17 protein-coding genes are annotated in these 18,462 nt (G+C 74.1%); 8 read left to right on the forward strand and 9 right to left on the reverse strand.

The features are described from left to right. The first annotated feature begins 153 nt into the window (after nucleotides 1-153). Nucleotides 154-759, forward strand: coding sequence for a hypothetical protein (locus tag ACIOHG_RS32585; protein ID WP_400955982.1), 606 nt, complete (start codon nucleotides 154-156; stop codon nucleotides 757-759). 46 nt (nucleotides 760-805) lie between these two features. On the opposite strand, the gene ACIOHG_RS32590 is transcribed toward ACIOHG_RS32585, so the two are convergent. Further along, entirely contained in the window at nucleotides 806-1,789 is a 984-nt protein-coding gene (locus tag ACIOHG_RS32590) for an ArsR/SmtB family transcription factor (RefSeq protein ID WP_400955984.1), read from the reverse strand. 110 nt (nucleotides 1,790-1,899) lie between these two features. Here ACIOHG_RS32590 and ACIOHG_RS32595 point away from each other — a divergent pair, with 110 nt between their 5' ends. Further along, nucleotides 1,900-2,763, forward strand: coding sequence for an isocitrate lyase/phosphoenolpyruvate mutase family protein (locus ACIOHG_RS32595; protein ID WP_400955986.1), 864 nt, complete (start codon nucleotides 1,900-1,902; stop codon nucleotides 2,761-2,763). A gap of 29 nt (nucleotides 2,764-2,792) precedes the next feature. On the opposite strand, the gene ACIOHG_RS32600 is transcribed toward ACIOHG_RS32595, so the two are convergent. The 3 genes from ACIOHG_RS32600 to ACIOHG_RS32610 form a co-directional block, all read right to left on the reverse strand. Next, entirely contained in the window at nucleotides 2,793-3,242 is a 450-nt protein-coding gene (locus ACIOHG_RS32600; protein ID WP_400955988.1) for an iron chaperone, read from the reverse strand. A 143-nt stretch (nucleotides 3,243-3,385) separates the two neighbouring features. Next, complete coding sequence (locus ACIOHG_RS32605; protein ID WP_400955989.1) at nucleotides 3,386-5,638, reverse strand: heavy metal translocating P-type ATPase; 2,253 nt, start codon at nucleotides 5,636-5,638, stop codon at nucleotides 3,386-3,388. 53 nt (nucleotides 5,639-5,691) lie between these two features. Next, nucleotides 5,692-5,964 carry a heavy-metal-associated domain-containing protein gene (locus ACIOHG_RS32610; RefSeq protein ID WP_400955991.1) on the reverse strand — a complete coding sequence of 91 codons (273 nt, stop codon included), beginning with the start codon at nucleotides 5,962-5,964 and terminating at the stop codon, nucleotides 5,692-5,694. A gap of 159 nt (nucleotides 5,965-6,123) precedes the next feature. Between ACIOHG_RS32610 and nth the strand changes: the two genes are divergently transcribed. Both nth and ACIOHG_RS32620 read left to right on the forward strand, forming a co-directional pair. After that, on the forward strand, nucleotides 6,124-6,948 hold the full coding sequence (nth, locus tag ACIOHG_RS32615; RefSeq protein WP_400955992.1) for an endonuclease III: 825 nt from the start codon (nucleotides 6,124-6,126) through the stop codon (nucleotides 6,946-6,948). Beyond that, nucleotides 6,945-7,646: an NUDIX hydrolase gene (locus tag ACIOHG_RS32620; RefSeq protein WP_400955993.1), complete on the forward strand. Its 702-nt coding sequence runs from the start codon at nucleotides 6,945-6,947 to the stop codon at nucleotides 7,644-7,646. Before nth ends, ACIOHG_RS32620 begins: the two co-directional genes overlap by 4 nt. A gap of 46 nt (nucleotides 7,647-7,692) precedes the next feature. On the opposite strand, the gene ACIOHG_RS32625 is transcribed toward ACIOHG_RS32620, so the two are convergent. Then, entirely contained in the window at nucleotides 7,693-8,499 is an 807-nt protein-coding gene (locus ACIOHG_RS32625) for a DUF4389 domain-containing protein (protein ID WP_400955995.1), read from the reverse strand. 145 nt (nucleotides 8,500-8,644) lie between these two features. Between ACIOHG_RS32625 and ACIOHG_RS32630 the strand changes: the two genes are divergently transcribed. After that, nucleotides 8,645-9,829 (forward strand): MarP family serine protease, encoded by a 1,185-nt coding sequence (locus ACIOHG_RS32630; protein WP_400955996.1) that lies wholly within the window; start codon nucleotides 8,645-8,647, stop codon nucleotides 9,827-9,829. A 125-nt stretch (nucleotides 9,830-9,954) separates the two neighbouring features. Further along, nucleotides 9,955-10,656 carry a metal-dependent hydrolase gene (locus ACIOHG_RS32635; protein WP_400955998.1) on the forward strand — a complete coding sequence of 234 codons (702 nt, stop codon included), beginning with the start codon at nucleotides 9,955-9,957 and terminating at the stop codon, nucleotides 10,654-10,656. A gap of 584 nt (nucleotides 10,657-11,240) precedes the next feature. On the opposite strand, the gene ACIOHG_RS32640 is transcribed toward ACIOHG_RS32635, so the two are convergent. The 3 genes from ACIOHG_RS32640 to nhaA all read right to left on the reverse strand — a co-directional run bounded on the left by ACIOHG_RS32640 (nucleotide 11,241) and on the right by nhaA (nucleotide 14,272). After that, the gene (locus tag ACIOHG_RS32640) at nucleotides 11,241-12,206 is read right to left on the reverse strand and encodes an alpha/beta fold hydrolase (protein WP_400955999.1); all 966 of its coding nucleotides are present in this window, start codon (nucleotides 12,204-12,206) and stop codon (nucleotides 11,241-11,243) included. Nucleotides 12,207-12,283: 77 nt separating this feature from the next. Continuing rightward, entirely contained in the window at nucleotides 12,284-12,754 is a 471-nt protein-coding gene (locus tag ACIOHG_RS32645) for a phage holin family protein (protein ID WP_400956001.1), read from the reverse strand. 126 nt (nucleotides 12,755-12,880) lie between these two features. Then, complete coding sequence (gene nhaA / locus ACIOHG_RS32650; RefSeq protein ID WP_400956003.1) at nucleotides 12,881-14,272, reverse strand: Na+/H+ antiporter NhaA; 1,392 nt, start codon at nucleotides 14,270-14,272, stop codon at nucleotides 12,881-12,883. Nucleotides 14,273-14,512: 240 nt separating this feature from the next. On the opposite strand from nhaA, the gene ACIOHG_RS32655 reads away from it, so the two are divergent. Continuing rightward, a complete protein-coding gene (locus tag ACIOHG_RS32655) occupies nucleotides 14,513-15,598 on the forward strand; it encodes a serine hydrolase domain-containing protein (RefSeq protein ID WP_400956004.1) in 1,086 nt (361 codons plus the stop codon). A gap of 71 nt (nucleotides 15,599-15,669) precedes the next feature. Here ACIOHG_RS32655 and acs read toward each other — a convergent pair whose 3' ends face one another. After that, nucleotides 15,670-17,625: an acetate--CoA ligase gene (gene acs, locus ACIOHG_RS32660; protein ID WP_400956006.1), complete on the reverse strand. Its 1,956-nt coding sequence runs from the start codon at nucleotides 17,623-17,625 to the stop codon at nucleotides 15,670-15,672. Between the two features lie 311 nt (nucleotides 17,626-17,936). Here acs and ACIOHG_RS32665 point away from each other — a divergent pair, with 311 nt between their 5' ends. Continuing rightward, complete coding sequence (locus tag ACIOHG_RS32665) at nucleotides 17,937-18,452, forward strand: hypothetical protein (RefSeq protein WP_400956008.1); 516 nt, start codon at nucleotides 17,937-17,939, stop codon at nucleotides 18,450-18,452. Nucleotides 18,453-18,462: the final 10 nt, after the last annotated feature.

Genomic DNA, 18,462 nt, shown 5'->3' on the forward strand with positions numbered 1-18,462 from the left:
AGGTACGACAAGCGCGTGTACGTCTTCCTCGGCACCGTCACGGCCGCCGCCCTGGCCATCTGGCTCCGCTCATGATCGCACGGACAGAACCTAGCCGAGGCCGGCGCCCTCGCGGGCGAGCGCGGCCGCGAACTCTGCGACTGGGCAAGCACCTTGACCACCCCGGACGGCGGCGTCCCGGCCGTCCTGCCCAGCCTCCGGGCCTACCCGCACCCGCCGTTCCTCCCGATCGCCGACGACCCGCCCGCCGAACTCCTCGCCACCGGCCAGATCGCCGCCCCGCTGCTCGCCGCAGGCGTCCGACACCCCTGGCTGGACGGCGCGCGCCGGTTCTGCCGGACCGCGATCGAGGCGATCGGCACCACCCACCCGTACGAGGTGATCACCGCCGTCGGCTACCTGGACGCCGAGCCCGACCGCGCCTGGGCAACCCGACAGGCCGCCCGGCTGGGCGAATCGGTGCGGGAGCAGCGGCTGGTGCTGCTCGACCCCGAGCACCCCGAACAGGTCCGCCTCGCGCCCGGCTACGCCCCCGGCGAGTTCCACCTCCCGCACGACTACGCGTCCCGCCCCGACAGCCTGGCCCGCGCCTGGTTCACCCCCGCCGAACTCGACCGCGGCCTCGCCCACCTGCGCTCCCGCCAACTCCCCGACGGCGGCTGGCCGATCACCTGGGCCCGCTGGTCCCCCGCCACCGAGCACGAGGCCCGCCCGGGCGTCACCCTGGCCGCCCTCCTCACCCTCCGGGCCCACAGCTGAAGGAGTTTCCCGCAGAAGTACCGCGTGCCTCTCGACCGCCGCGCTGTCACGCCTCCAGCCAGCCGTCCGCCACGCCTGTCCGGGCGTAGAGGACTTGGCGGCCGGCCCTGTGCGAGGAGGCCAGGCCCGCGTCGCGGAGGGCGGTGAGGTGTTGGGAGACCGCGGCGGGGGAGAGCCCGCAGCGGGCGGCGAGTTCGGTGGTGGAGGCGGGGGTGTCGAGTTCGGTGAGCAGCCGGGCGCGGGTCCGGCCGAGGACCAGCGCGAGCGCCTCCGCCCGGGGGTGGGTCCGGCGCTCCCAGACCGTCCCGGCGCCCAGCGCGGGGTAGCAGAGCTGCGGCGTCTCCGCGCCGACCACCCGGGTCAGCAGCCGGGGCCAGGCGAACACCGAGGGGATCAGCAGCAGCCCGGCCCCGGTGGCGATCCGGGTGACGGCGCAGTGCCGCTCGGACAGGTGCAGGGTGCCGTCGGCCCAGCGGACGGTGCCGTGCAGCTCGCCGAGCATCCCGGCGCTGCCCGCCCCGGCGGCGTGCCGGGCCCGCTGCAGGACGTCGGCCTCCAGGACGGTCCGGATCCGCGACCAGTAGGGCGCCAGGGCGAGCTGCCAGTACGCCCCGATCTCGGCGGCGATCCGGCCCAGCGCCTCGGCGGGTTCGCGCTCCAGCGCCCGCAGCCGGGCCGGCAGCGGCCCGCGCCGGTCCGCGCGCAGCTGGTCGAGGTCCCGCCGGACCTGCTCGGGGCCGGTGGCCCGGACCAGCGCCAGCTCCCCGGTCAGCTCGGTGACCGGCTCGCCGGGGACGGGGTTGAGGAAGTCCGGCAGGTGGCCGCGCGGCGGGACCAGGTCGGCGAGCCAGCCGCGGTCGAGGCCGGCGGCGGCCAGCCGGGGCCGGACCTGGGCGGCCCAGCGGCGGTGCGGCTCGGGCACCGGATCGGCGGCCAGCGCGCGGAAACTGGTCACCACCTCCCACATCGGGGAGACCGCGAACCTGGTCAGGGCGAGGTCGCCCACCGACAGCGGCAGTCCGGTCCGCATCGCCTCACCTCCTCCGTGGATTCGGCCGGAGCTTAATCCATCGGTGTCCGCCGCGAACGGTGCCAGCATCGGAGCAGCCCGAGCACCCCGTCCGGAAAGCGGTTTCCGCCATGCCCTCGCAGACCCTCCCCGCCCGCTCCCTCCCCGCCCGTTCCACCGAGCGGGCCCGTGCCCTGCGCGCCCTCGCCGTCGGCCCGCTGCTGGTGCTGCCGAACGCCTGGGACGCGGGCAGCGCCGCCGTGATCGCCGCCGCCGGCGCCCCGGCCGTCGCCACCACCAGCGGCGGCGTCTCCTGGTCGGCGGGGCGCGCCGACGGCCACGGGCTGGACCGGACGGCGATGGCCGAGGAGGTGCGCCGGATCGTCGCGGCCGTGGACGTCCCGGTCACCGCCGACATCGAGGGCGGCTACGGGGCCGCGCCGCAGGACGTCGCCGAGACCGTCCGGGCGGTGATCGAGGCGGGCGCCGTCGGCGTCAACCTGGAGGACTCCACCGCCCCGGGCGGCCCGCTGTTCACCGTCGAGGAGCAGTCCGCCCGGCTGCGCGCCGCCCGGGCCGCGGCCGTCGCGGCGGGGTTGCCGGAGCTGCTGGTCAACGCCCGCACCGACGTCCACCTGTTCGGCGTCGGCGCGGCGGCCGACCGCCCGGCGGAGGTGCTGCGCCGGGCCGGGGCGTACGCGGCGGCCGGGGCCGACTCGCTGTTCGTGCCGGGCCTGCTCGACCTCGCCGCGCTCGCGGAGCTGACCGCCGCTTCCCCGCTGCCGGTCAACGCGATGGCGGTGCCGGGCGGCCCGACCGTCGCCGAACTGGCCGCCGCCGGGGTGCGCCGGATCAGCCTGGGCACCGCGCTCGCCCAGGCCGCTTACGCGGCCGCGCACCGGGCCACCGCCGAACTGCTCGGCCCCGGCACCCTCGACACCCTGGCCGGAGGGCTGGACTTCGGCACCCTGAACGCCCTGGTCGGCGGGCGCTGACCGGGGCGTTCAGGAGAGTTGACGGCTGATCAGCTCACGGCGCGCTTCACCAGGTCGCCGATCCGGGCGGTCTCGGCCTCGCCCAGGTCGGCGACGGCGAAGTAGGTCGGCCACATGGCGCCGTCGTCCAGCTTGGCGTTGTCGCTGAAGCCGATCATCGCGTAGCGGGACTTGAACTTGGCGGCGCTCTGGAAGAAGCAGACCGGCTTGCCGTCCGCGTTGTTGTAGGCGGGCATGCCGTACCAGGTCTTCGGGGCCAGCTCCGGCGCGACCGTGGTGACGATCCGGTGGAAGCGCTCGGCCAGCACCCGGTCCTCGTCCGGCATCTCGGCGATCTTCGCCAGCAGGTCCTGCTCCGCCTCGGCGGCCTTCGCGGCGGCCGAGGCGCGCTTCGACTCCGCCTTCAGCTCCTTGGCGCGCTCCTTCATCGCCGCGCGCTCGTCGGTGGTGAAACCCTCGTGCTTCTCGGTGCCCGCCATGACCGTTCCTCCCGTTCCCGCTGCCTGCTGACGTTCTTCATCCTAGGAACGCGACCCGCCCCGGGGCTTCTCGGAAACTGATCGGTCCGGCCCCGGGGCGCGAACCCCGGGGCCGGACCGCTCGTCGTGTCCCGGCCGGCCGCTCAGCGGGCCTGGAAGGTCCGCAGCCGCAGGCTGTTGCCGACCACGAAGACCGAGGAGAAGGCCATCGCGGCCCCCGCGATCATCGGGTTGAGCAGCCCGGCGGCGGCCAGCGGCAGGGCGGCCATGTTGTAGGCGAAGGCCCAGAACAGGTTGCCCTTGATGGTGGCCAGGGTCCGCCGCGACAGCCGGATCGCGTCCGCCGCCGAGCGCAGGTCGCCCCGCACCAGGGTGAGGTCGGCGGCCTCGATCGCGGCGTCGGTGCCGGTGCCGATGGCCAGGCCCAGGTCGGCCTGGGCGAGCGCGGCGGCGTCGTTGACGCCGTCGCCGACCATCGCCACCGTCCGGCCCTCCGCCTGCAGCCGCCGCACCGCGGCGACCTTGTCCTCCGGCAGCACCTCGGCGATCACGTCCTCGGCGGGGATGCCGACCTCGGCCGCCACCGACTCCGCGACCAGCCGGTTGTCGCCCGTCAGCAGCACCGGCCGCAGACCCAGCGCCCGCAGCTCGGCGATCGCCTCGGCACTGCTCGGCTTCACCGCGTCGGCGACCTCCAGCACGGCCCGGGCGGCGCCGTCCCAGCCGACCGCGATCGCGGTCCGCCCGGCGCGCTCGGCCGCGGCCTTCGCCGCCAGCAGGCCGACCGGCAGGTGCTGCGCCCAGTCGGCGAGCAGCGCCTCGCGTCCGGCGACCACCGCGTGCCCGTCGACGACGCCCTGCACGCCCAGGCCGGGGACGTTCTCGAAGCCCTCCACGCCCGGCAGTTCACCGAACCGCTCCTGCGCGGCGGCGGCCACGGCCTGCGCGATCGGGTGCTCGGAGGCGTGTTCCAGGGCGCCGGCCAGGCGCAGCGCCTGGTCCTCGGTGGTGCCGTCGGCGGTGTGGACGGCGAGCAGGGTCATCCGGCCGGTGGTGACGGTGCCGGTCTTGTCGAGGACGACGGTGTCGGCCTTGCGGGTGTTCTCCAGCACCTCGGGGCCCTTGATCAGGATGCCGAGCTGGGCGCCGCGTCCGGTGCCGACCATCAGGGCGGTGGGGGTGGCCAGGCCCAGGGCGCACGGGCAGGCGATGATCAGCACCGCGACGGCCGCCGTGAACGCGGCGCTCCAGCCCTCGCCGGTGGTCAGCCAGTAGCCGAGGGTGGCCAGCGCCAGCGCGATCACGATCGGCACGAAGACCCCGGAGATCCGGTCGGCCAGGCGCTGCGCGGCGGCCTTGCCGTTCTGCGCGTCCTCCACCAGCCGTGCCATCCGGGCGAGTTGGGTGTCCGCGCCGACCCGGGCCGCCTCGACCACCAGCCGGCCGCCCGCGTTCACGGTCGCGCCCGTCACGCGGTCGCCCGGGCCGACCTCGACGGGGACCGACTCGCCGGTCAGCATCGAGGCGTCCACGGCCGAACTGCCCTCGACCACCAGGCCGTCGGTGGCGATCTTCTCCCCGGGACGCACCACGAACCGGTTCCCGACGGCGAGTTGCGCCACCGGCAGCCGGACCTCCCGCCCCTCCCGGAGCACCGTCACGTCCTTGGCGCCCAGTTCGAGCAGCGCCTTCAGCGCCGCGCCCGCGGTCCGCTTGGAGCGGGCCTCGAAGTACCGTCCGGCCAGGATGAACGCGGTGACGCCGGCCGCCGCCTCCAGGTAGATGTTGGCGGCGCCGTCCGAGCGGGACACCGTGAGCTCGAAGCCGTGCCGCATCCCGGGCATGCCCGCGTGGCCGAGGAACAGCGCCCACAGCGACCACAGGAACGCGGCGCCGGTGCCGAGCGAGACCAGGGTGTCCATGGTGGCCGCGCGGTGCCTGGCGTTGGTCCAGGCAGCCTTGTGGAACGGCCAGGCGCCGTACGTGACGACCGGCGCGGCCAGGGTCAGCGACAGCCACTGCCAGTTGTCGAACTGCAGGGCCGGCACCATCGCCATCGCCACCACCGGCAGCGCCAGCGCGACGGCCGTCACCAGCCGCTGCCGCAGCGGGGCCAACTCGTCGGCGGGCGCGGGGCCCTGGGCGGCCGGGGCCGCCGCCGGGGGCTCGGGGAGCGCGGCGGTGTAGCCGGTGGCCTCGACGGCCGCGACCAGCTCGGCGACCTCCACGGGGCCCTCGACGACCACCTTGGCCTTCTCGGTGGCGTAGTTGACGCTGGCCCGGACGCCGTCGATGCGGTTGAGCTTCTTCTCGATCCGGGCGGCGCAGGACGCGCAGGTCATGCCGCCGATCCGGAGTTCCACCTCGATCGGGGCGGGTGCGGCCTGGGTGGTCATCGGGGCTCCTCGTGCTCTCTGCCCGGCCGGGGCCGGGTCGTTGCGGGTGTCTCTCAGGCCCGGCCGGTCAGCTCGTAGCCGGCCTCGTCGATCGCGGCGCGCACCGCCTCCTCCGCCAACTCGTCCGCCGAGTCGACGCTCACCAGCCCGCCGCGGACGTCCACCCGGACGGCGGTGACGCCCTCCAGCGCCCCGACCGCCGTCCCGACGGCCTGTTCGCAGTGGCCGCAGGTCATCCCGGCGACCGCGTAGACGGTGGTGACGGCGGCCGGCCCGGCGACGGTCGCGGTGGTCGAGCAGGTGCCTTCGGCGGAGCAGCAGGACATCGGGGCCTCCGTGGTCTCTTAATACCCCCTGGGGGTATCTCGTTCGATGTCCCCAGTTATACCCCTGGGGGGTATGGAGTGCAAGCGCCTCCCCGAGCCGGGTTCGCCGGGCGGCCGAATCGCGGCCGTGGCCCCGCCGGTTCGGCGTAGCCTTCGTGCATGGCAGAGAGCAAGGCCGCGAAGGCCGGGCGGAAGAAGCCCGAGACGCATCTGGGGATGGTGCGGCGGGCCCGCCGGATCAATCGGGAACTGGCGGAGCTGTACCCGTACGCGCACCCGGAGTTGGACTTCGACGGGCCGTTCCAGCTGCTGGTGGCGACGGTGCTGTCGGCGCAGACCACTGACCTGAGGGTCAATCAGACGACGCCCGCGCTGTTCGCGAAGTACCCGACGCCGGAGGACCTGGCGGCGGCGGTGCCGGAGGAGCTGGAGGAGATCATCCGGCCGACCGGGTTCTTCCGGGCCAAGGCCAAGTCGCTGATCGGCCTGTCCATCGCGCTGCGCGACCGCTTCGACGGCGAGGTGCCGCGCAAGCTGGAGGACCTGGTCACGCTGCCCGGCGTGGGCCGGAAGACCGCCAACGTGGTGATCGGCAACGCGTTCGGCGGCGCCGGCATCACCGTGGACACCCACTTCGGCCGGCTGGCCCGCCGTTTCGGCTGGACCACCGAGGAGGACCCGGAGAAGGTCGAGGCCGACGTGATGGCCATCTTCCCGAAGTCCGACTGGACGATGCTCTCGCACCGGGTGGTGTTCCACGGCCGCCGGGTCTGCCACGCCCGCAGGCCCGCCTGCGGCGCCTGTCCGATCGCACCGCTCTGCCCGTCCTACGGCATCGGCGAGACCGACCCGGAGCAGGCCCGCAAGCTGCTCAAGTACGAGCTCGCCGGGCAGCCGGGCCAGCGCCTGCGCCCGCCCGCCGACTTCCCCGGCGGGGCCGCCGCCCCGGCCGCCCCCGCCGAGCCCGCCGGAGGCCGCTCGTGACGACGACGCCCCCCGTGCTGGAGCGCGAGGGCCTGCCGGGCTGGCTGCTGCCGGTGCGGGACGCCGCCGAGCGGGCGGCGCCGGAGCAGCTGAGCCGGTTCCTGCCCCCGGCCGAGGGCGGTCGGCCCTCGGCCGTGCTGATGCTGTTCGGCGAGGGCCCGGCGGGCCCGGACCTGCTGCTGATCGAGCGGGCCCGCAGCCTGCGCTCGCACGCCGGCCAGCCGTCCTTCCCGGGCGGCGCGCTGGACCCGGAGGACGGCGACCCGGCGGGCGCGGGGCCGCTCGCGGCGGCGCTCCGCGAGGCGGTCGAGGAGACCGGCGTGGACCCGTCCGGCGTGCAGCTGTTCGCCCGGCTGCCCGCGTTGTACATCCCGGTCAGCGGGTTCGTGGTGACGCCGGTGCTGGGCTGGTGGCGGCGGGAGTCGCCGGTCGACGTGGTGGACCCGGCGGAGACCGGCGCGGTGTTCCGGGTGCCGCTGGCCGAGCTGACCGACCCGGCGAACCGGGCGAAGCTGCGGCACCCGTCGGGGTTCACCGGGCCCGCCTTCCAGGTCGCGGACCGCCTGGTGTGGGGCTTCACCGCCGGGGTGATCGACCGGGTGCTGCACTTCAGCGGCCTGGAACGGCCCTGGGACACCCGGCGCACCGTGGAGCTCTCCGAGGAGGCCGCGGAGCTCTCCCGGCACCGCGGCTCCTGACCCCGCCACCCCTCCGCCGACCCGCGTCAGCCCCTGCCGACCCCCGTCAGCCCCCGGCGGCCCCCGTCAGCGGCGCCAGCGTGGACACCGTGTCGTCGCCGACGTAGCCGTCGTCGCTCCACTGGCTGCTGGTCGAGCCCGCCCCGGACCCGGCCAGCCCGAGCACCAGGTAGATCACCAGCAGCGCCTTCGCGGGCCCGCCCAGCACCAGCGGCCGGGTCGCGGAGCGCTGCGGCTCGGACCCGGCGGGGTCGCCGAACACGCCCTTGGGGTAGGCCGAGGTGAGCATGGTGACGTACGCCTGGAAGCGCATCCGGTAGCGCAGCACGGCGGCGGTGGCCTCGAACAGGGTCTGCGGCATCCGGCCGAGGATCAGCACGATCAGCCAGCTGATGAAGGAGATCGCCCACCAGCCGGTCTGCAGCAGGCCCTGGACGATCGCGGCGGGGATCGCCAGCAGCAGCCGGAAGAAGACGGCCAGCCGGTTCAGCGGCTCGCCGGGGCGGACCTCGATCCGGACGGGGTGGTCGGGCGCGTCGAAGCGGAACGGCGGGTAGCGGTCGACCATCAGCAGCATCGAGGCGTAGACCCGGGTGTCGTACGCCAGGTACCCGCTCAGCCAGTCGGCGGCGAACCGGGGCAGCCGGGCGGTGAGCAGCGCGCCGAACCAGCCGATCACCACCACCACGAAACTGACGATCGACAGCAGCCAGAGCACCACGAACTGCGGGACCAGCAGCAGCAGGCGCAGCAGCACGGTGAGCCGGTTCTGCGGGCCGGGCGGCGGCACGTCCAGGGCGGGCAGGAATTCGGTGCGGTCCACCACCGGCACGTCCCACTTGGGCTGTTCCACGCCGCCACTCCCTGATGACTCGTCAGCTGTTCGGATGTTCAGACGGTCGCAAGGGAAGCGGGTGGGCTGCCCGCCGGACTGACCCGATCGGGCGACGGTCGGACGCCGGTGTCCCCCGCCCGGTGGCTCGTGGGAGGGTATCCGGGTGAACGTCCTGGACTTCCTGCTGATCGCCGCCGCGCTGGGCTTCGCCGTCTCCGGCTATCGGCAGGGGTTCGTGGTCGGCGTGCTCTCGGTGCTCGGTTTCCTGGGCGGCGGCCTGATCGCCGTGCAACTGCTGCCGCTGCTGCTGCGCCACCTGTCGCCGGGCACCACCGCCTCGGTGGTCGCGGTGGTGGTGGTGATCCTGCTGGCCGCGATCGGGCAGGCGGTCACCACGCACTTCGGCTGGAAGCTCCGGGGGCGGATCGGCCGGGGCAAGGTGAAGGTGCTGGACGCGATCGGCGGCTCGCTGGTCAACGTGGTGTCGATGCTGCTGGTGGCCTGGCTGATCGGCTCGGCGCTGGCGGGCACCTCGATGCCGACCGTCTCCAAGCAGGTCCGCACCTCGGCGGTGCTCGGCTCGGTGCAGGCCGCACTGCCGGACGACGCCCCGAACTGGTTCTCCGACTTCAGCAAGGAGCTGGCCCGCAACGGCTTCCCGCAGGTCTTCAACCCGTTCGAGCAGGAGCCGATCACCGAGGTCGAGCCGCCCGACCCGGCGCTCGCCAACAGCCCGGGCGTGCTGAAGGCCCGGGGCTCGCTGGTGAAGGTGCTGGGCACCGCCGCCTCCTGCGGCAAGACCCTGGAGGGCTCCGGCTTCGTGTTCGCCCCGCACCGGGTGATGACCAACGCCCACGTGGTCGGCGGCGTCGACGAGCCGACCGTGCAGATCGGCGGCACCGGCCAGCTCTACGACGCCACGGTGGTCCGTTACGACTGGCAGCGCGACATCGCGGTGCTGGACGTCCCCAAGCTGAACGCCCCGCCGCTGGCCTTCGCGGGGGAGGCGAGGACCAACGACTCGGCGATCGTCGCGGGCTTCCCCGAGAACGGCGCCTTCAACGTCCAGCCCGCCCGCATCCGCGGCCGCATCCAGGCCAACGGCCCGGACATCTACCACCGCGGCCAGGTGGTCCGGGACGTCTACTCGGTCCGCTCGCTGGTCCGCCAGGGCAACAGCGGCGGCCCGCTGCTCACCCCGGACGGCCAGGTGTACGGGGTGGTGTTCGCCAAGTCGCTGGACAGTTCCGACACCGGCTACGTGCTGACCGCCGCCGAGGTGAAGGACGACGTCGCGCAGGGCGCCACCGGCGGCGCCAAGGTCGACACCGAGGGCTGCGCGCTCTGACCCGCCGGGTCCCGCACCGGCCCTGACGGACCGTCCGCCCGGCCTGGTAGCGTCGGCGGCGCTCACCCGAACGGTCCAATCCGGGCCGCCTTGGAAGGAGCCCGACGGGAGGTCACGCAGACGTCATGATGGGTCACTCGCACGCGGTCAGCGGCGCCCTGCTGTTCGCGGCCACCGCGCCGTTCCTCCCGCCGGTGCTGGGCATCCACCTGCAGCCCGCGGACGTCCTGATGGGCACCGTGCTGTGCGCCGGCGCGGCCCTGCTGCCGGACCTGGACCACCACGACGGCACCATCGCCAACTTCCTCGGCCCGATCTCCAAGGTGCTGTGCCAGTTCGTCGCCTGGGTCTCCGGCGGCCACCGGCACGCCACCCACTCGCTGCTGTTCGTCGCGCTGATGGGCGGCGGCAGCTGGGCGGGCATCGAGTTCCTGGGCCGCAACTTCACCATCGGGCTGACGTTCTTCCTGCTCGCCATGGCGCTCCAGGCGCTGCACCTGCGCCCGCCGGGCGACGGGCCGCAGGCTTGGATCACCGTGATGGGCCTGGCCGCGCTCGGCACCTTCGGCATGCTCAAGTGGCTGCCCAGCGCCCCGGGCTGGCTGCCCTACGCGGTCGCCCTGGGCACCCTGGCGCACCTGCTCGGCGACTGCCTGACCAAGCAGGGCTCGCCGCTGCTGTGGCCGCACAAGGAGCGCTACGAGGTGGTGCTGATCAAGCGCACCGGGAACAAGGTGGAGACCAAGATCCTGGTGCCGGTGATGACGCTGGCGACCTTCGGGCTGCTGCTCTGGTCCACCGCGATCTCGCCGGCCGTGCTGAGCTGACCCGGCGCGCACCCGCACGCACGGAGGGGGGGGGCCCCCCCGCGGGGGGGGGCCCCCCGGCGGGGGGGGGGGGGGGGGCGCCCCCCGGGGGGGGGGGCCCCCCCCCCCGGCGCGGCGGCCGGGGGGGGGGGCGGTGTGCCGCACCCGGGCTGCGCGGCCGCCTGTCTCCCGCCCGGCGGGGCCCCCCCCCCCCCCGGGGGGGGGGGCCCCCCGGGGGGGGCCCCCCCCGCCGGGGGTGCGCGGCGGTTACAGCTCCCGGCGGAGGCGGGCGCCGACCCAGCGGGCGCGGCGTCCGATGATCTTCGGAATGCCGAGGCGGTACCCCGAGCCGCGTGGTGTCCGTCCGGACGGCTCGTAGGGCCATTCCGGCTGCGGGACGTGCGGTTGCGAGCTGCTGCTGCCACGGCGGCCTCGGCGCGGCTGGGCTTCTCGATCGGGCATCCAGGTCATACCGGATGGATTCCCCTGCTCCGCCCGGAGTAACCGCGCCGACCCTTGCAACTGGCCTATGCGCTTGTCATATGAACGTAAGTAACGTCCGCTCCGGGCCAGGGGATTGACGGGACGGCACCCCCGGCCCCCGTTCAGTCCTGGTGCTGCCGGACCCACCCGATCAGCTCCGCGGTGAACTCCTCCGGGACCTCCTCGTGCGGGAAGTGCCCGACCCCCGGCAGCAGCCGCCACCGGTACGGCGCGGACACGTACTCGCCCGCCCCCAGCGCCGTCCGCGACAGCAGCACCGGGTCCGCCGCGCCCTGCACGTGCAGCACCGGCGCGGTGATCTGCTTCTTCATCCGGCGGGCGAACTGGATGCCGTCCGGCCGCGCCATCGACCGCATCAGCCAGCGGTACGGCTCGATCGAGCAGTGCGCGGTGCTCGGCACCTGGATCGCCTTCCGGTACGCCGTCACCGCCTCCTCGGACAGCAGGTTCGGCCCCGTCCAGGCCCGCAGGTACGTGCCGACCAGCGCCCCGTCGTCCGCGACCAGCCGGCGCTCCGGGAGCCACGGCCGCTGGAAGCCCAGCACGTGCTCGAACGCGGCGATCTGCCGGCGGTCGGTCAGCAGCGCGCGCCGCAGGTGCCGCGGGTGCGCCGCCGACACCGCGGTCAGGCTGCGGATCACCGAGGGCCGCATCACCGCCGCCACCCAGGCCAGCGTGCCGCCGGTGGCGTGCCCGACCAGGTGCGCCTGCCGCTCGCCGAGCGACCGGATCACGCCGGTGATGTCCAGCGCCAGGTTGCCCGGGTCGTAGCCGCGCGGCGTGCGGTCCGAGCCGCCCGTGCCGCGCAGGTCCAGCGCCACCGCCCGGAAGCCCGCCTCGGCCAGCGCCGTCAGCTGGTGCCGCCAGGCCCACCAGTACTCGGGCCAGCCGTGCACCAGCAGCACCAGCGGCCCCTCGCCCAGCTCGGCGATGTGGAACCGGGCGCCGTTCGCCGCCACGTCGCGGTGCGTCCACGGCCCGGCCGAGCGGACGCTCCACGCCTCGTCGACGGCGGGCCGGGCGGGCACGGGGGCGGTCTCATCCACGGGCTTCTGGTCCAACGACATGTCCGCAGCCTGTCATACCCCCGCCGTTCCCACCCGCCCGGCACTCGCGGCCGGGCGCAACCGTTACCGGCCGGACGTCACTGGATGCGGCCCAGCGCCCGGTCGATCTCCTCCTTGGTGGCCGGCCGCGGCTTGGCGTTCTTCAGCACCTGGGCGGTGGCCTGCGCGCCCGCGATGGTGCGCTCCGGCTTCCGGATCTTCTTGAAGTACCGGATCATCAGGAACGCCAGCAGCGCCGCGATCAGCACGTACGCGCCGCCCACGATGGCGAACGACCAGCCGGTGGTGATGCCCAGTGCCTGCAGGCCCCAGGCGAAGGCGAACGAGAACATCGGGACCGACGCCAGCGCCACCACCCCGGCCACCACGCCCGCCGCGGTGCCGATGCCGCCGCGCACCACGTCCGCCTTGATCTCGGCCTTGGCGAGGGCGATCTCGTCGTGCACCAGGCTGGAGAGCTCGGCGGTGGCGTCGGCGAACAGTTCGCCGACGGTCCGCTCGCCCTCGTGCGGGGTGCGGCCGTTCGAGGGTGCGGCTCCTGCGGCCATCGGAGGTCTCCGTTCAGCGGGCTGGGTGGTACGTCATGAGGGTGCGTCATGCAGCGGTGCGTCAGTTCAGCATCATGCCCTTACCGGTGAGTCGGGCACCACTCCGGGTACCCCGTCGCGGGCGTGTCACCCCTGCCGCTGGTACACATCGGGGACGCCGTCGCCGTCCTCGTCGCGGTCCTCCTCCGCGCACAGCTCCCGGTAGTGCCGGTTGCGGCGCTTCAGCAGCAGGGTGCCGAGCAGCGCGCAGGCCAGCGAACCGACCAGCACGGCTTCCTTGCACAGCTCCGCCAGGTGCGGGTCGTCCGGGAAGGCCAGGTCGCCGATCAGCAGCGACACCGTGAAGCCGATGCCCGCCACGGTCGCCAGCGCGAACATGTCGGACCAGGTCAGCCGCGGGTTCAGGGTGGCCCTGGTCCAGCGGGCGGCCAACCAGGTGCCGCCGAAGATGCCCACCGACTTGCCGACCAGCAGGCCGATCACGATGCCCAGCGGCGCCGCCTCGGTGAACACCTCCCGCAGCGCCGTCCCCGAGACCGGCACCCCTGCCGCGAACAGCGCGAACACCGGCACCGCCAGCCCGGCCGACAGCGGCCGCACCAGGTGCTCGACGTGCTCGCCGGGGGAGTGCTCCTCGCCCTCCTCCCGGTGACAGCGCAGGATCAGGCCCATCGCCACGCCCGCCACCGTCGCGTGCACCCCGCTCTCGTGCATCAGCGCCCAGATCACCACCGCCAGCGGCACGTACAGCCACCAGCCGCGCACCCCGCGCCGGTGCAGGAACCAGAACAGCACCAGCCCGGCCAGTGCCGCCCCCAGCGCCCAGAACTCGATCCCGGAGGAGTAGAACACCGCGATGATCAGGATCGCGATCAGGTCGTCCACCACCGCCAGGGTCAGCAGGAACGCCCGCAGCGCGGACGGCAGGTGACTGCCCACCACCGCCAGCACGCCCAGTGCGAACGCGATGTCGGTCGCCGTCGGGATCGCCCAGCCCGCCGGATGGCCGTCGCCCGCCACGTTCACCACCGTGAACAGCACTGCCGGCAGCACCACCCCGCACACCGCCGCCACCACCGGCAGCAGCGCCGCGCTCGGCGTCCGCAGCTCGCCCGCCACGAACTCGCGCTTCAGCTCGATGCCCGCCACGAAGAAGAACACCGTCAGCAAGCCGTCCTGCGCCCACGCCTCCAGCGGCAGGTCCAGGTGCAGCGCGGCCGGCCCGACCGTGTACTCCCGCACCGCCTCGTAGGCGTGCGGCCAGACGTTCGCCCAGACCAGCGCTGCCGCCGCGGCGAGCAGCAGCAGCACCCCGCCGACCGTCTCGGTGCGCAGCGCCTCGGCGAGGTAGCGGCGCTCGGGCAGCGACAGCAGTCCGAGGAACGGGCGGCGGTCGGAGTCGGACGAGGGGCTGCGCACGGGCGGGACCTCCAGGGCGGGCGGCTGCGGACACACGGGTGGTGCGGTGCCGACCAGACTTCCCGGCGCGCCTCTGGGCTCTTGATGCTTTCTTGACATCCTACGGGGCGCGGCAAGTAGCCATTCGGTTCGTCCTACTTTATGTCGATATCCGGCCCGGCTCGGGGGCGCTGACCCGGACGGGTGCGGCCGGATGCGAACGACCCTTCGGTTTCCTAACGTCGGCGGCAGAAGCGGGCCGCCTCCCCGGCGGCCCGCACCGTCATGGAGGAACCGATGCCCAGTCAGGAAACCGAACCCATACCGGTCCAGGCCGTGGGTCCCCGAGCGGAGGGAGACGTGGGCGACGGCACCGCCCGGCCTCCGTTAACCGAACCGGACCTCGACCGGCTGCTGCGCCCGCTGTTCGCCACCGCCGCCCCGCAGGGCGGGCTGGCCGTCGCGGTGATCCGCGGCGGCGAACGCGCCGTCGCCTGCCGCGGCTACGCCGACCGGGCCGGCGAGCGCCCGGTCCGCGCCGACACCCGCTTCGAACTCGGCTCGGTCACCAAGACCTTCACCGGCCTGCTGCTCGCCGACATGGTCGCCCGCGGCGAGGTCCGCTACGACGACCCGATCGACCGCTACCTGCCCGCCGGGGCGGTGCCCGGCTACCCGCACGAGCGCCCGATCACCCTGCTGCACCTGGCCACCCACACCTCCGGACTGCCCCGGCTGCCGGTCGGCCTCGCCCCCGCCGCCGTGCCCCGCTGGTTCACCCGCCCGTACGCCACCTTCAGCGCCGCCCACCTGCTGCGCGCCCTGCCCCGCACGCCCGTGCGCGGCACCCCCGGCACCCGGGTCCGCTACTCCAGCCTCGGCGCCGGACTGCTCGGCCTGGTGCTGGAACGGGCCGCCGGGCAGCGCTACCACGAGCTGCTGGCCGGGCGGGTCTGCGAGCCGCTCGGCCTGATCGACACCTCCTGCGGTACCGGCCGGGACGAGGCCACCGGCTACCGGCGGGGCCGCTGGATCCCCTCCTTCAAGACGCCCGCGCTGCCTGGCGCGGCCGCCCTCCGCTCCACCGCCGACGACATGCTGCGCTACCTCCAGGCCCACCTCGCGGTGGACGCCGTCCCGATCCCGGAACGGACCGGTGCGGCCGCCAGCCTGCGCACCGCGCTGCGCGAGGTGTCGCTGCCCCGGGTCGCCCGGCGCGGCTTCGGCCAGCGGATCTGCCTGAGCTGGCAGCACCGCCCGGACGACGGCGGTGAGGTGGTCTTCCACACCGGCGCCACCGGCCGCTGCACCGCCTTCGTCGGCTTCGACCGGGCCGCCCAGACCGGCCTGGTCGCGCTGGCCGGGCCGCTCGCCACCGGGCGGCGCGGGTTCGTCCAGACCGCCCACGAGACGCTGCGCTCGCTGGCCGACCGCCCGGCGGCGTAGCGCCGCGCACGCACGAGGCCCCCGCCGCGGCGGGGGCCTCGTGTCGTCGCCGATCCGTCGCTGACGCGGGATCAGTCCTCGGTGCCGCCGGCCGGCAGCTGGGACTGGATCAGGTTCATCACCGAGGAGTCGGCGAGGGTGGTGGTGTCACCGACCTCGCGGCCCTCGGCGATGTCGCGCAGCAGGCGGCGCATGATCTTGCCGGAGCGGGTCTTCGGGAGCTCCGAGACCACCTTGATCTGCTTCGGCTTGGCGATCGGGCCGAGCGTCTTCCCGACGTGGTCGCGCAGTTCGGCGATCAGCTCGGGGCTCTCCTCGGAGGTGCCGCGCAGGATCACGAACGCCACGATGGCCTGGCCGGTGGTGGCGTCGGTGGCGCCGACCACCGCGGACTCGGCGACCGCCGGGTGCCCGACCAGGGCCGACTCGACCTCGGTGGTGGAGATGTTGTGGCCGGAGACCAGCATCACGTCGTCGACCCGGCCGAGCAGCCAGATGTCGCCGTCCTCGTCCTTCTTGGCGCCGTCGCCGGCGAAGTAGCGGCCCTCGAAGCGCGACCAGTAAGTGTCGATGTAGCGCTGGTCGTCGCCCCAGATGGTGCGCAGCATCGACGGCCACGGCTCGGTCAGCACCAGGTAGCCGCCGGAGCCGTTCGGGACCTCGCGGGCCTCGTCGTCGACCACGGTGGCGGCGATGCCCGGCAGGGCGCGCTGGGCGGAGCCCGGCTTGGTCTCGGTGACGCCCGGCAGCGGGCTGATCATCATGGCGCCGGTCTCGGTCTGCCACCAGGTGTCGACGATCGGGGTCTTCCCGGCGCCGATGTGCTCCCGGTACCAGATCCACGCCTCGGGGTTGATCGGCTCGCCGACCGAGCCCAGGACGCGCAGGCTCGACAGGTCGAACCGCGCCGGGATGTCGTCGCCCCACTTCATGAAGGTGCGGATCGCGGTGGGCGCCGTGTAGAGGATGGTCACGCCGTACTTCTGGACGATCTCCCAGAACCGGCCCTGGTGCGGGGTGTCCGGGGTGCCCTCGTAGATGACCTGGGTGGCGCCGTTGGAGAGCGGGCCGTAGGTGATGTACGAGTGGCCGGTGACCCAGCCGATGTCCGCGGTGCACCAGTAGACGTCGGTCTCCGGCTTGAGGTCGAACACCGCGTGGTGGGTGTAGCTGGCCTGGGTGAGGTAGCCGCCCGAGGTGTGCAGGATGCCCTTCGGCTTCCCCGTGGTGCCCGAGGTGTAGAGGATGAACAGCGGCTGCTCGGCGTCGTGCGCCTCGGGGGTGTGCTCGGCGGACTGCGCGTCGACCAGCTCGTGCCACCAGACGTCGCGGCCCTCGGTCCAGGCCACCTCCTCGCCGGTGCGGCGGACGACCAGGACCTTCTCCACGCCGTCGACCTTGGTCAGCGCCTCGTCGATGGCGGGCTTCAGCGCGGACGGCTTGCCGCGGCGGTAGCCGCCGTCGGCGGTGATGACCACCTTGGCGTCGGCGTCCTCGATCCGGGAGGCGACGGCGTCGGCGGAGAAGCCGCCGAAGACCACCGAGTGCGCCGCGCCGATCCGGGCGCAGGCCAGCATCGAGACGACCGCCTCGGGGATCATCGGGAGGTACACGGCGACCCGGTCGCCCTTGGCGACGCCCAGCGCCAGCAGCGCGTTGGCGGCCTTGGAGACCTCGTCCTTCAGCTCCGCGTAGGTGATGGCCCGGCTGTCGCCCGGCTCGCCCTCGAAGTGGATGGCCACCCGGTCGCCGTTCCCGGCCTCGACGTGGCGGTCCACGCAGTTGTACGCGACGTTGAGCTTGCCGTCGGCGAACCACTTGGCGAACGGCGGGTTCGACCAGTCCAGGGTCTCGGTGGGCTCGACCGCCCAGCTCAGCCGGCGGGCCTGCTCGGCCCAGAAGGCCAGCCGGTCCTCGGAGGCCCGCGCGTAGGCGTCGGCGGTGACGTTGGCGGCCGCGGCGAGCTCCGCGGGCGGGGCGAAGCGCCGTTCCTCCTTGAGCAGGTTGGCCAGGCTCTCGTTGCTCAACGCGCACTCCTCATCGAGTCTCAAATACCGGGGAACCCCGTGCGGAGGGATTGTCCCGTGTGTCCCAGCGCACAGCTCACCAGGCCAACAGCCGTGTTGACAAGAGCTGCCGGAAAATTGGTGTAGACCTTTGATCGGCCGGTGGCGTCGTCCCAGGTGGACGCCGCCCCGGCCGTTCGGCCGGCCCTCCCCACGCCTTCCCGTCCCCCGCCCCGGTCAATCCCGCGCAGCGTCTTGACGCGGCCCCCGTCCGGTACTCCACTGACGGTGCGCGACCAACTACCGTACGCGACCGCGACGGGGGTGCCCCCATGAACGCCACCGCCCCGACCTCCCCCCTCCCCGGAGACTTCGCCGTCGTCCGGATGGGCGGCCGCACCGGCCGCCTGATCCGGATCGGCCAGTTCCTCAACGGCGACGGGTTCGCCGACTACGAGCACGCCTTCGTGCACGTCGGCGACGGACAACTCGTCGAGGCCCAGCCCGGCGGCGCGGAACTCCGCCCGCTCACCGTCTACGACGGGTACCCGGTCCGCTGGTCCACCGGCCGCATCCCGCTCACCGAAGCCCAGCGCACCGCGATCGTCACCGCCGCCCACCACTACCTCGGCACCCCCTACAGCTTCGCCGACTACCTGGCCCTCGCCGCCGCCCGCCTGCACCTCCCGGCGGGCTCCCTGCTGCGCGGCTACGTGGCCAGCAGCAAGCACATGATCTGCTCGCAACTCGTCGACCAGTGCTACCAGGACGCCGGGGTGCACCTCTTCACCGACCACCGCTGGCCCGGCTACGTCACCCCGGCCGATCTGGCCGACCTGCTGCGCTAGCCCCGGCCGG

The organism is Kitasatospora sp. NPDC088134 (assembly GCF_044741705.1).
Lineage (GTDB): Bacteria > Actinomycetota > Actinomycetes > Streptomycetales > Streptomycetaceae > Kitasatospora.